Source organism: Bilifractor sp. LCP21S3_F8 (assembly GCF_052117805.1).
Lineage (GTDB): Bacteria > Bacillota > Clostridia > Lachnospirales > Lachnospiraceae > Bilifractor.
In genome coordinates this window covers 57,899-71,772 of record NZ_JBQKIK010000017.1, presented here as the reverse complement: position 1 = coordinate 71,772, position 13,874 = coordinate 57,899, and the positions used below count along the sequence as shown (strand labels likewise).

The following is a 13,874-nucleotide window of genomic DNA, read 5'->3' as shown; positions in this document are numbered from 1 at the left end:
AAGTATACACGAAATAAGGAGGTAGTATAATGGGTTTTCAGAATACAGGCTATATCTATTGTGGTGCTCCGCCTGCGGGGCATGGGGGTTTACTGTATAAGTCCAGTCGCACGGAAGCTGCGAAGTGACGCGGGGACTTATACAGTCTGTGGCGCTGTTTACAGCATGTGGTTTACCGCACGAATCGCCTCGACCAGTGCCGCCGCTTTCTGATTTGTCTCCTCATATTCGAATTCCGGATCCGAATCCACGGTAATTCCCCCGCCGACTCCGATGCTGCAGCAGCCATTTCGACAGACCGCCGTCCGGATCACGATATTAAAATCACAGTTCCCGTCCAATCCCAGATAGCCGATGACTCCTGTATACAGTCCCCTGCTACTGTTCTCCTGTTCATCGATGATTTCCATCGCACGACGCTTCGGTGCGCCTGTGATTGACCCGCCCGGAAAAGCCGCATCGAGCAGATCCACCGCACTGCACTCCGGTCTCAGCCTCCCCGTTACATCCGAGATAAGATGATGCACCGTTGCGAAGCTTTCGATGTAATACATGCGCGGCACCTTCACGGATCCCGGCACACACACCCGGTTCAGGTCATTCCGCTCCAGATCCACGATCATCAGCAGCTCACTTTTGTCCTTCTCCGACTCCGCTAGCTCCTGCCTCAGTCTCTGATCCTCCTCAGGCGTATCCCCTCTTTTCCGCGTTCCCTTGATCGGACTGGTCTCCACGGCTCCATCCCGAACCCTCAGGAAGCGCTCCGGGGAGGCGCACACAATCTCATACTCTCCGAAGGACAGGAATGCGCCGAACGGCGACGGATTATGCTTCCGCAGATACCGGAACATCTGATACGGATCCCCGATGTGTTCCGCTGTAATCCTGCGCGTCATATTCATGACGTAGATATCTCCTGCCCTCATATACTCAACCAGCCTCCGGATTGTCTCTTCGTAATCCTCTTCTCCGTAATCAGAGGAAAAAATCACTTCTCCGGTGCCTTCTCCGGCATCTGACCTTCCCTGATCACCGGATATGACTGTTTTTCCCCTCTCTCCCTTCCTGACCGGATCATGCCGCACAATCCGTTTGTCATTCCTGATTCTCTCTGCACAGAGGTCCGCTGTTTCTTCGGCCCACATCCGGACTTTTTCCCGGTAATCGCCAATTCCGGACAGATTTTCCCCGGTGCAGATCCAGATTCTGTTCTCCAGAAGATCTTCAACCAGATACAGATCATAAAAGACAAATCTCCCGTCGGGCAGACCTCCGTCAACGGAAGAATCATCGTTTTCATGCCGTCCCGGTATCTCCGCCCTTTTCCTTCCGTAATCATAACTTAACCAGCCGATAGCCCCTGCGGTCATGACCGGTCCGCCATCCTTCCGCTCCCCGCCGGTCCCGGATTCCCTGTTCTGTCTATCCCGGTTATTCTCGATATAATCCTTCAGGAAAGCCAGAAGATCGCCCGTCCTCCTCTCTCCATTCACGAACAGCTCCCCGTTCCTTTCCTCCGCCTCAAGATAAGGATACAGGCCAAGAATCGAATATCTTCCGTCCGGTCCTTTCAGCGAGGAATCCAGAAATGCCCAGTCCGATCCGCTGATGCCATCTCTCCGGATGACATTAGCAAGCCGTTCCAGCGTCAGCCCTTCTCCACTCCACTCTTCCGTTATTATCCGTCTCATTGCTTTCTCCCGCTCGCTTTCTCGTCCGTCATACACCCTGCCGTATTATCTCTCAGCTTACATCGTCTATTCACGAATCCCGCCTTACTTCTCTCATCAACACAACGGTAGTTAATTTCTTCTCTTTTCATTCTTCCATTTCTCTCATCACTGCTGGCACGGTTCCCGTCCGCTTTTATCCCCTGCTCATCCTGTAGTCCCTGCATATTCGAAGAAAATTTTCCAGCAGCTCATGACCGTAGGCCGTGAGAACCGCCTCGGGGTGAAACTGAACACCGTACACCGGGCAGTATTTGTGATGCATTGCCATAATTACTCCTTCCCCGTCCACCGCGTCAACCGCAAGCACTGGCGGGAGATTTTCTCCGGACACAATCAGTGAATGATAACGCGTCACCGCAAATTCCCCAGGCAGACCCGAAAACAATCCCGTCCCGTTATTGTATGCCGGAAGAACCTTTCCATGCATCGGCGCTCTGCCGCGCCGGATCTCTGCCCCGTAAGTAAATCCGATGGTCTGATGCCCGAGGCAGACTCCGAGTATCGGCACTCTGTCCTGAAATGTCCGGATCACCGCCACCGAAGGGTCCTCTTCGGAAGGAGAGCCCGGTCCCGGCGAAATGACAATTCCCTCCAGATCCTTCATCCTCCCGATGCGATCCGGGGAAATCCGGTCTCTCCGGATCACCGTCACCGCCTCCCCTAGCTCCCGGAAATAACTCACCAGGTTGTACGTGTAGGAATCAAAGTTATCAATCATTGCAAGCATTTTGTCCCCCTCAAATACTGTGTGCTTCGCAGTTTTCGTGCCGCTTGCGCGTCACTTCGTGCTCATACCTGTTGTCGTCGCTAATGTTCTTGCCCACTACTGAGCAAGCTCGCCGTGGGCCATGAACATTGCGACTGGACTTATACACAACGAGATAAAACACGCTGCGCGAGTTTTATCTCGCTATCGCGACGCTCGCCGCACACGAATACTTCGCATTCGGCTGCGGCTCACTGTTCGCGTAAAAAAAACCGGAACAGAACGGGAGCGTCGTAATGACACTCCGCATTCTGTTCCGGCAGTATTCTTAAGCTGAGATAACGCCCAAGGCACACCAGTCAGTTTTTATAAAATAGTACCATATCTTTACCATGCAGCCAAGGCCTTAGTTTTTACTTAGTCCCAGCCCAGCTTTTTTCTCTTCTCCTTCATATCCGCGACAATCTGCTCACCGAGCTTGACCGGGTCCACATTTACCACCATGTGAGATCCGAGTGTTTCCTCGGTTCCCTGCTTCAGGAACTCAATTACATTCTTCGAACCGAAGATCTGCGCCTCAACACAATGGTAAGAGGAAATTCCCAGAAGACGGAAGGCCAGAGCCGCATCAATTCCCTTTTCATTGCTCCACTCAGGAGAAGTGAACGCATACGGCATATCCGGCAGTTTCTGGCCGAGCGCACCCGCAATGCCTGCCATGATGGCACTCGATCTCGTGTTGTCGATACACTCTCCCACATGCCACACCGGCGGAAGATCCGGCTCAAGGAATCCGCGGAGTTTTTCTCCCGCAAGCTTGTTCGCGTCCTTCGTGCAGTATCCGAGCTTCATCAGCGGATACGACGCGCATCCGTTCGTGAGAATGAGTACGTTATTCTCAATCAGCACCTTCGCCACATCCGCGATGCACCGTTCATACGGCACCTTCGGGTTATTGCAGCCGACCATGTTGACGATTCCGAGAATCCGTCCGTCCTTCAGCGCCTCCGCGATCGGTCCGAAGCCTCCGAAACGGCGGCCCAGATATTCGGCGGAAAAACCGACTTCCGCGGTGACTTCATACGGCGGAATGTAGACCGGAATACCCTTCCTGTCCTCGAAACTCTCGATTCCGCGCAGGACGATCTTCCGCGCCAGCTCCTTCGCCTCACCGATGTTGGAATGATGACGGTCGAACTCCATTCTCTCGGCACCGGGCAGACGCGCGGAAGCACTCGTCGTCACAACCGTCGTGCGGTAACATTTTGCGACATCCATGATCGCCGGGAACACATCCTGAACATCTGCCACCCAGAGATCCAACGCTCCGGTCATCAGGACCAGCTCCGCGGAAACCGCGTTGGACAGCGGAATAACGCCATCATAGCGGTACATCGCGGAAAGTCCGCTGCAGCAGATGCCGTAGAAACGGATTCCCTTCGCACCCTTTTCCTTCGCAAGGTTAATCATTTCCTCTGTCTGGCCGCATTTCACAATTTCCTTTACCAGAAGCGGCAGATGACCGTGAACCGCAATGTTCACGTACCCTTTCTCCAGTGCCCCGATGTTCACCTTCGACGTCACACGGTCGCCGATACCGAACAGAGAATCGGTCGCGATCGACGCTCCCGCCACACCGGTGAAACAGAAGGCGAGTCCGCAGCGCAGGAAATGCTCCATCGTGCTTCTCCAGTCTCCGTCAGTTCCCACCGCCGTCTTGTGGTACGCTTCAAAAACCTCATGATAGGCGCTGATCGGCATGATATCCAGATCCTTCCAGAGCTTTACGCGCTCAGGCGGAGCACAGACCTCCGCTGTCTTGTATACGTGAGCCGGATCCGGGCTGGAAAGATCATCCAGCAGAGCCTTTGCCAGATCGTATGCGACATCCTTCACCTCACGGCCTTCTGTCGGAATTCCGAAGCCCTTCGCCGTGGTCAGAATCTTCTGCTCACCCAGGAGCGGCGCGTCCAGCTTGCCCTCTGCGGCCCACATCAGCTCAAGCATCAGCTCTCTCGCATGCATGCCGTGCTGCGCGGCTCCGGCAGCTGCCGCACGCAGAAGATTCCGCGCGACAATCAGATCGGCGTCCGCCCCGCAGACACCCTTCTTCGCTTTCTGTGTGATACGGCACGGTCCCATATTGCAGATCTTGCAGCAGATGCCGGCCATACCAAAATTACACTGCGGCTGCTGTTTATCGAACCGGTCGAAAGTTGTGTCAATACCCAGCTGCTCCGAGCGCAGAAGCATCTCACGGATTGCCGGGTCCGGTGTCTTGTCAATCTGATCCTGCTTGGACGGGAAGGTCTTGCGATATGCGGTTACGGCATTCATATAGTCCCGGATAAACGCGTTCTCATCTTCCTCTGTGTCGACACATGCCGCGCCCTCCGCAGAATGGTGCCCCATTCCCGTTCCCTCATCTGCATGAATCTTCTCTTTTCCGTCATGCACAGATTCCGGATCTCTTCCTTCCTCTACTGCGCGGTACTCCGCATCTATTTTTTCCGGATCATGCGCGGATGCTTTCTGAATCACGACCGGGATTCCATTTTCATCAAACCCAATCAGATTACGATGTGTGTGAATATGTTCGAGCATGCTTCTGATATCCTCCTCTTTTTTCCTCCTGCGGCATCATCGGCTGCCGCAATCTGCCTGTGCCGGCAGCTGCTGTCTGTTCTTTTCCGGACAAAAACACAACATACCTGAAAAAAACAATACCCAGCAAAATCCCGGCAATTATACATTCTACATCTGCCAGTACCAAAAATACAGTCACAATATCATTTCCCCGTCCCGGCACAAATCCGGAAAGGTTTTTCCCCCAGTCCCCCGCACGAAGCGCGTTCCATGTCAGCCGGGTTCCGATTGCGGTATTGATGAACGGAAACGTAAATCCCGAAAATGACGGATAAAATGTTCCCCCGATGTATCGGAATACCTGTACCAGTCCGAGCACATAGAAGGCGCTGGAGAACAGAAAGATCACCAGAAATACAGCAGGATCCTTTGTCTCAAAGGACTGATGATATCCCACCAGGCACAGACTGAACGGCGCCGCACAGATCGCCGTCAGAGGCGCAAGCAGCTTCTCCGCAGGGAGCTTACGATAACGGACCGCCATCAGGATCATCAATACCGACGTCGCTGCCAGACCGTAAACCGTCAGCACTCTGCCGAGCGCCTGCATCCCGAAAGCAGGGCTCGTCGCCGCAGCCGCCACAATGCCCACATAGACCAGAAACCATGTCATGTATACTTTTTTCAGCTGAAAACAACGCACAAAGGACGCTGTAAACCACACGATCAGCACCGCGTGAAGCACCAGCGCCGCCCACCAGACTGACACACCAGCCGGAACGCTGACACTCTTCAGACTGACCGCGAGGAACATCAGTCCCATGGAAAAAGTCCCCGCAGCGCCGGCTATGGCAGGATTCTTCATATCCCGGCGCAAATCTTCCGGATACAGAAGAGCCTTCAGAACCAGCAGCACCAGAAGCGCCACGGATACCAGCTCCATGAGAATCCACACAAGATTCGAATAGCTCTTCAGAAAATTCCCAAATGCCGCAAAACCCAGCATCACTCCTGCTATCGGAACCGGCACTCTCCTGATCATGCTCTTCATGCGTCCCTTCCTCCAGAAAAAATACACCTGCCGCTCATTATGTTACGAAACCACAGCCGGAGCTTCTCCTAATGCCAGCCCACAGCCGCAGTTCCTCATAACGCCACTTCACTGCCGCAGTTCCTCATAATACCGGCTCTCAGCCACGTTTTTGCATTACATTTCTGCATTTATTATATTTCCTATCAACTAAATATGATTTTGAATTATACAGGAACATTCCGGCAATATCAACGAAAAAGAAAGCTCATTCGTGTTGCTCATTCCTGCTGCCTTCGAAACGAGATAAAACACGCTGCGCGAGTTTTATCTCGCTATCGCGACGCTCGCCGCACACGAATACTTCGCATTCGGCTGCGGCTCACTATTCGCGTAAATCACGGCCAGTCTCTTACACACGCTTCGCGTGTAACGATCCTGTCTGCGTTTTTGAGGAGCTGATGCGATACCTGGCCATATGTTCAGAATCTTCAAGCGAACAAGGAAGGCCGCCACGCAACAGTTTGCGCAGCGGCCTTCTTCTACATATCTTCCGTATCGTATTATATATTTTCAGTATTCTATATCTGCCATATTTTATATCTGCAGTATTCCATATCTGCCGTATCCCACTATCTGGTTCCCCAGACGTTTACAATCACACACCCGATGATAATCAGCACGATTCCAAAGACGCCGACACCGGTCAGCTTCTGACGGAACAGCAGATAGCCGATGACATTTGTGGCGATCAGTCCCACTCCGCACCAGATTGCGTAGGCGACGCCCACGTTCATACGATCCATGACGTGAGAAAAGGTGTAGTAACACACACAATAACACGCGATACAGATAATTGACGGTAACGGCCGGGTAAAGTGATGCGTATACTTCAGGAGCGACGTTGCCGCCACCTCCGAAGCGATCAGTACTGTCAGCAGAAAAACAGTCATTTTGATTCCTCCTGCATGTTCACTTACACGGATGCTGTCTCATACTGCGACCGACCGGGAATTCCTGCGCTGCATCATCCACGGACATTCCGGCCTTCAGCGTCTCATACTGCGACCGTCCGGAAATTCCCACACACGCACCGTCTCAATGCCTCGCCCGTGCCTTATGCCACGCTCTGTCTCGAATTACCTCCCGCAAGCGCCATCCCTCTGACCCTTATCATCGCCTTATTCACGGCCGGTATGAGAAGCAGCACAATGGTGAGGCCGCACTCCACGAAGATGTAGATCGCATTGTAGGCAAGGGAGTATCCGATCGCCGACATTCCGTATTCATTGCCATAGCTTCCAAAGAAAATGTAGCCTGAAAGAACCGCGAAGAAATACCTGCCGACAACTCCAAGCAGATAGCCCTTGATCAGTCCGTGCTTCGCCCCGGAAAACACACCGGAGAGCCCGAGAGCCGTAAACGCAAACACATAATCCACCAGCATCTGCGGCAGAGAAATAATATAGGGATCAACGATCAGCTGGAGAAGACCGTAGGCAAGACCTGCAAACAGCCCTGTCCCAAGGCCGTACCAATATCCCACAAGCGATATCAGCAGCATGGAAAAGAAGGTTATGCTGCCGCCCATCGGCAGATGAAACAGCTTGATCATGGATGCGACCGTCGCAAGCGCGATTGCCATCGCCGAGAACACAAGCTTTCTCGTACCGAGTACACCCTTCTGGTCCGGTTTCCGGATCAGGCAGACCAGAAGCAGTGCCAGAATGATCACGGCAATCACCGCAATGTAGCCGACCTGCGTCAGCTGGTATACTCCGTCACTTCCAAGAGTAGCAAATACAGACATAATATAATCCTCCTCACAGTTGTCTGCGGGAGGATTTCACTTTTCAAAGCTACGGAACTCTCAGAAACATTCATTTCTTTGATCACACAGCCTGCATTCAGACTCAGCTTCCCTACGCCGGCATTAACCGGATCAGGTCATCAGGGTCAGCCGCATGCACGGCACTCTCAGCTTCCGCTCCCCCAGCAGTTTTTCTTTGTATTTACAGTATAGCAGATAAAGCAAAACCGTCAATTCATTTTCCTGCTGATTCAGTGACCCGCGAAGTGTTCCTTCGCGAATTCCATATCCTGCACCAGCTCCGCAGCCCCAAGATAATTGCCCTTCCGGTCTCTTACGGCAAGATAGTTCACCAGCATGGTTCTTCCGTTTTTCTCCATCCATACCGGTACACTGTCCCTGCTTCCGTCCCGGAAGCTGTCCAGAATACTGCGGACCATGGGCTCTACCTTTGGCGGATGGCAGGAAAAGACCTCCCGGTCAATGGCCATTCCCGCACGCTTGAAGACCTTCGGTCCCTCATTGAAGTAGCGGTTGATGTTGTCCGCATCAATAAAACTGATCTCCATCGGTATGGTGTTCAGCAGTGCTGTAAGCTGCGGAACCGTCATATGTCCGCCCGGCATCACAACCTCGCCCTGGGAGAGGCCAGGCTTTTCTGCCTTTTTCTCTGCGTTCAGAGCCTGCTCCGCTTCTTCCCAGTCCGTAAAGGACTGACCGAGGATCTCCGTATAATCTCCGGAGTCCCGGTACACCGAATACCAGTCTTCCGCCGTGAAATTCACCGCGCAGATCGGGAAGAGAATATTATTTTCTTTGTAAATCATTTCCTCCGCCCGGTCAAGCACCGCCGACAGCCGGCCGTACCAGTCGTCGTCGTGATCTTCATCCTTTGAAAGCGCACTGATCTCGTCGCGGATCTCATCATCCACGGTCCACATGACATCTGACGGGCCGGAGATATCATAACGCACCTTCAGATGCGGATAGAGCAGATCTCCTTTCTTCGCGTAGTGAACTGCAATCTCGCGAAGCTGTGACATAAGCCTGTCGTCCGCACTCTTTCCGGCGACAGCCTCACGCGCACGGAGAAGAAGCGTCTCGATTGCCTGATTCTCCCTCTCAAAGAGATTCAGCGGATGGCCCGGAACCGACGCGAGCGAAGCCGCCAGCTCTTTGCGGTCGCCCGGATCCGCAGCTGCCGTTGAGGTCATCTCCGCTATACGAGAGAAGTCTGCTGTCCTCTGCTCAGCGACAGAAGCACCGGCTCTCTTCTTCTCTACAGCAGAGGAAACTCCTGTCGCCCCTGCTGCAACAGAGGAATCTCCGGCCTTCCCTGCTGCAACAGAGGAGTCTCCGATCTTCTTCATAAGAGAATCCTCTACCGCCTTCTCCGCATTGGCGATCTTCTCTTCTCTTGTCGCACCGTGGAAAAGCGCGGAATGTACATCGCAGAGCTTCTGCACCTCCTCAAGAGGAGTCCCGGATTTCAGAAGATCCTGCTCCGCTCTCATGATTTCGGAGGCATCAACATCACGGAAATTTTTCACAAAATCGGCTCTTACTGCTTCAAGGTCCTCACCGCTGCCGAGTCTTCTCAGGTAGCTCTTGAGAAGTTCGTTGCGCTCCTCAGTCATGCCGCCTTCTGTCTGCGCCGCCGCCCGGCTCACACTGCCGCCTTCTGCCTGCGCCGCCTCCCGGCTCACACTGCCACCATCTGCCTGCGCCGCCTCCCGGCTCACACTGTCACCGGCTGCCTGTGCGTCCTTTGCTTCCTCCCAGGGCATTTTCAGCTCCGGCATTTCTCCCTCGATCTCAAAGCCGTGCGTCATGAGTGCCATGACCACATCCATCATCGAGATATTTTTCATCTTCGCGCCCTTCGGAATCGTCATGATTCTTCCGACAGAACCGAGCATTCCCTTTTTCGTGATCTCCCGGAATCCGACGCCGGAAAGGATGTCTCTCAGCTCCGGGTACTCCTGCACCAGTTCATACACAGATTTGTTAAAGTCAATCTTCTTTGCCATATCTCTGCTTACTCCAATACTCATATATATGTACAAGTTCAGACTCAGTTGTCAGTAAACGTCGGTCAGTCAAGTGTCAGCAGCAATGCCATCTTGAACTTCTCCGAGGCCTTCACAAAATGACGTCCTCCCTTAGCAAAATGAAAGTTCTCGCCGGCTTTGATTTTGTGCTCTTTTCCCTCATATCCGATGATTCCCTCTCCGTCCAGCGCAAAAACAATCGCTTCTCCCGGAGCCGCGTGCTCGGAAAGACCCGTTCCCTTATCAAATGACATCACTACAAATTTCATTTTATCGTTGTGGACAACATCCATATTCACAATCCTGCCCGCCTGATAAGGAACCACCTCTGCCAGCTGAAATACCTCACCCGCCTTAATTGTATTGTTCATAATATCCTCCTTCCGAATTAAAATCTCCGTGTAAACCACGCCCTTCTGCGTGCGCATTCCCATCGGGGTATCTGTCAGAGTCACGATAGCCCCGCCGGCATTCAGTTCCCTGATAAATCCTTCTCTTCCATATACTTCCATGCTTCCATCCGCCACCAGAATCAGCTTATAGCTGGAATAAATTTCAGCACTGATATCTGTACCGGCCGCTAATGAAAAGTATGTGATAGAATTGGTACCGCTGTACACTTCCCTTGAGATGGTGCATCCCGGAACCGGATTGTTATCTTTTGCAATAGAAAAAACGTCTCCAACTTTTTCTTTCATTTTCTTCACCATCCTTTCCGATACAACACGAGCATACACAAAGGAATCAAAAAAATCCGTATCCCAGGATACGGATCAAACATTTTTCTCTTTACCAAAACATATTTGCCAAAACATATGCCGCCTTATATCCCTGTTGCATTAGCTACGGGGATATAAGACGGCCATTATTTTTCTGAAAGGTATCAGATACCTATGCTATTAAAACCGGATTCATCTTCACAGATTCCTCAGACAGGTCTGCAGCATATTTCCCACCGTATCCGCGAAAAGATCCAGCTTCCGGATCCTCGCGAAATGCCTGCCGTAGATATGCTGCACTGCCGGAAGACTTTTTTCATCGCCGGTAAAAACGCACAGAACGGTAATGCCCTGCATCCTTGCCCGATGCACCTCCGCGGCGGTATCCTCCACACCGGTTGTGCCCGCATAATCCTTGTATGAACCCGCCGAGGTCCGCACCTTGATGGCGTCGTTCGGCTTTCCGTCAGACAGGACAATCAGCAGCCGGTGATCGGCATCATTTTTTTCGATCATTCCCGCGGCGAGGCGGATCGCCAGACCGTCCCGGTTGGCCCCCGTCGTAAAATACCGGAAGATGTTCCGGTTCTTCTTCACTTCATGGTAATCACGGAACAGGTTTACAACGGTATATCCATTCATCGAGCAAAACGAATACACTCTGACCGGGATTCCGCATCGCGTAAGACTCTCCGCGATCATATAGCCCTGCGCCGCGACAACCGGCTGCCGGTGTACCTGCGAGGTAGACGCGTCCAGCAGAATATCGACCGAAAGATTGCCGCTGTCCCCGGGAAGTACCTTCCGGAAGATACGGTCGTCATCCAATTCAAGCCCGCGCCAGATCAAAGACGCATCGAGCCTCCCCGAATTCGACTTCACCACCTGATTGTCCATGTGCATCAGCATGGAATTCCGAATCCGATTCGTCAGGCGGAGAATCTCCATGCGGTATTTCGCGACATTCTCCTGAAATGCCTCCTCATTTTCCTTCGCCTGCTCCACCGCCTGCTTCCGCATTTTTCCCGCAAAACCGCTCTTCAGCATCTCGTCGTCATACGCGCCGTCCGTGAAATGAAGATGAACATCCGTATGATTTCCCGTGCAGTACTCCTTCTCCAGCCGGCGCACAGTCTTCTGATCATAGAGAGGCTTCCCGAAATAATTTGTGATATACTCCTTTAAACCTTCGTCGGTCTGTGCAGAATACTTCGCAAAAGCAACGCTCAGACGGCTCTGGTCCAGAACCTCACTCCCGTATTCCGACAGATGCTCGCCGTATCCGAAGGCGAGCCGGCGGATCGGTCCCATATTTCCGGCCTCTCTCCTCTGCTTTCTCCGCAGGAAAAACAAAGAAAACGGATTAACACTGCTCTTCGGCACCGGCTTCGTTGATCCCGGCCGCCGGTATGTAAAGTACGTCTCCAGAGTGTCGGCAATCCTGTCGATCACCTGATCCGTATCCAGGTCCCCGCTCACCTCGATGTCATTCAGAAGCTTCACATCTACGACATCCGGAAGTCCCTCATTCTCGCCCAGGACTCTCCGGAAGTGCCCGTGCATCACAGCCAGCACTCTCTGCCCCGCAGAGTCCTCCAGCGCGAAGCTTCCCTCCAGCGATTTCAGCTGACGCTTTGCGTACTCCCGTCTCAGATAAGGAAAAACAGGCCTAACATCCTTTTCCTTCTCGAAGGTACAATTCTCCATCGCGATCCAGAAAAGGCTCTCGTAAGCCGTCTGATCAATCTTCTCGTGAAAGGTGTTGTAGAATCTCTCCAGCTTCTCCCAGTCATAGTGCTTATGTACTGCGCCGACGATACTGTTCCAGTACAGATCGGCGTGCCCTTCTCTGTCGAAGACACGGAATCCGGGCTCAATACTATAATTCTCCGCTCCGTTCCAGATCAGATTCGCGGCGCGTTTCTTTTCAAATTCCGAGATTTCCATACCCTTTCCTCATATAATCTGACAGACGGAACAAGCCGCCTGCAGATCTCTTCCCGTCAAATTCCAACACAAGCTGCCTGAAGATCCGTTCCCGTCAAATTCCGACACGCGCTGCCCGCTGCGCAGGCAGCTGTACTCAGTCGCAAAAGATTTTATCTCTCCCGAGATCTCCCGGAAAACGCACGGTAATCATATCCTTGACGAGCTGCCGCTCATAGTCATCAAAGCATTTGTTGATGATTCCCAGCTCAATGGCGTCGATGACGCCGAGGCCGTGGCGGATCAGATTGATCGATGCCATCAGCCCGCGCAGATCCAGCGCCTTTGTGGAAATCTCGCCTCCCTCACACTTTCTGCGAATGTCATGGAACAGCTGCGAAAACTGCTCCGCGTACTCCTCCCGGATATCCGGGTACTTGTCGCGAATCAATTTTTTCAGATTCTCCTCACTGATGACAGGCATCTGAATGATCAGGAACCGCGAGGCGAGTGCCTCATTGACCTCACGGGTTCCAGCGTACCCGTAGTTCATGGTCCCGATAAACCGCGAAGCCTCATTCAGGCAGATGCGGTCGTATCCCGGAACATCGATGACCCGGCGGAAATCCAGAACGGCGTGAAGAACAGCCAGCGATTCATTTTTTGCCATATTGATCTCATCAAGAACGCCGAAACCGCCCTCCTCTGCCACCCGCAGAATCGGTCCCTTCCGCAAGCGAACCGCGCCGTTCTCAAACGTATCCGTTCCAATCAGCGAAGCGGCATCTGTATTGATATAAAGAGAAATATCCCACTCCGGTCTCCCGAAAACCGCGGCCAGATCCTGCGCCAGAACGTTTTTTCCGGTAGCCTTCGGACCGGACAGAAGCAGATGCTCGCCGACCAGCAGCGCAGACAGTGCTTTTTCCCACACATCCGCTCCGTAGTAATGGTACATCGGATCCGGTATCCTCCGTTCCATTCCCGGATTCAGCTTATAGTAAGAACGGAAGGATTCGACCTCCGAAAGTATCCGGTCCGAAATCCCCTCCTTTTTCAAAAAACTGATCATTTCCGTATCACCCATCTGATTAACGCTCCTTTTTTCCTATTCCAGTTCGCTGTCCATGCACGGCCTTCAAGGCACACGGAAATCCACTGCCGCTGCATGAATACCACCGCATAAATACACCACCGCATGAATCCCTCAGAATAAATCCACCGCCGCATGAATACCACCGCATTATTATATCAAAAAGGAGACAGCCCGCACAGATGGCTGATGGCTGTCCCCCTCCTGTCATATTCAGTTG

General features: G+C 52.7%; 10 protein-coding genes and 1 riboswitch. All 10 genes read right to left on the bottom strand.

What is annotated here, in order from left to right:
• Nucleotides 1-158: 158 nt before the first annotated feature.
• Nucleotides 159-1,691: an aminodeoxychorismate synthase component I gene (gene pabB / locus ACTQ3A_RS09115; RefSeq protein WP_441099437.1), complete on the bottom strand. Its 1,533-nt coding sequence runs from the start codon at nt 1,689-1,691 to the stop codon at nt 159-161.
• A 175-nt stretch (nt 1,692-1,866) separates the two neighbouring features.
• Nucleotides 1,867-2,460 (bottom strand): anthranilate synthase component II, encoded by a 594-nt coding sequence (locus ACTQ3A_RS09110; RefSeq protein WP_441099436.1) that lies wholly within the window; start codon nt 2,458-2,460, stop codon nt 1,867-1,869.
• Between the two features lie 396 nt (nt 2,461-2,856).
• Nucleotides 2,857-5,043: an anaerobic carbon-monoxide dehydrogenase catalytic subunit gene (gene cooS / locus ACTQ3A_RS09105; protein WP_441099435.1), complete on the bottom strand. Its 2,187-nt coding sequence runs from the start codon at nt 5,041-5,043 to the stop codon at nt 2,857-2,859.
• Nucleotides 5,015-6,076 (bottom strand): TDT family transporter, encoded by a 1,062-nt coding sequence (locus ACTQ3A_RS09100; protein WP_441099434.1) that lies wholly within the window; start codon nt 6,074-6,076, stop codon nt 5,015-5,017. Before ACTQ3A_RS09100 ends, cooS begins: the two co-directional genes overlap by 29 nt.
• Nucleotides 6,077-6,687: 611 nt before the next feature.
• Nucleotides 6,688-7,008, bottom strand: coding sequence for a DMT family transporter (locus ACTQ3A_RS09095; RefSeq protein WP_441099433.1), 321 nt, complete (start codon nt 7,006-7,008; stop codon nt 6,688-6,690).
• Between the two features lie 164 nt (nt 7,009-7,172).
• Nucleotides 7,173-7,865, bottom strand: coding sequence for an energy-coupled thiamine transporter ThiT (locus tag ACTQ3A_RS09090; protein ID WP_441099432.1), 693 nt, complete (start codon nt 7,863-7,865; stop codon nt 7,173-7,175).
• Nucleotides 7,866-7,957: 92 nt separating this feature from the next.
• Nucleotides 7,958-8,059: riboswitch (TPP riboswitch) on the bottom strand.
• 57 nt (nt 8,060-8,116) lie between these two features.
• Nucleotides 8,117-9,895, bottom strand: coding sequence for a DUF438 domain-containing protein (locus ACTQ3A_RS09085; protein WP_441099431.1), 1,779 nt, complete (start codon nt 9,893-9,895; stop codon nt 8,117-8,119).
• A gap of 65 nt (nt 9,896-9,960) precedes the next feature.
• Nucleotides 9,961-10,614 (bottom strand): cupin domain-containing protein, encoded by a 654-nt coding sequence (locus tag ACTQ3A_RS09080; protein WP_441099430.1) that lies wholly within the window; start codon nt 10,612-10,614, stop codon nt 9,961-9,963.
• 219 nt (nt 10,615-10,833) lie between these two features.
• On the bottom strand, nt 10,834-12,582 hold the full coding sequence (locus tag ACTQ3A_RS09075; protein WP_441099429.1) for a hypothetical protein: 1,749 nt from the start codon (nt 12,580-12,582) through the stop codon (nt 10,834-10,836).
• A gap of 136 nt (nt 12,583-12,718) precedes the next feature.
• Complete coding sequence (locus ACTQ3A_RS09070; protein ID WP_441099428.1) at nt 12,719-13,648, bottom strand: AAA family ATPase; 930 nt, start codon at nt 13,646-13,648, stop codon at nt 12,719-12,721.
• Nucleotides 13,649-13,874: the final 226 nt, after the last annotated feature.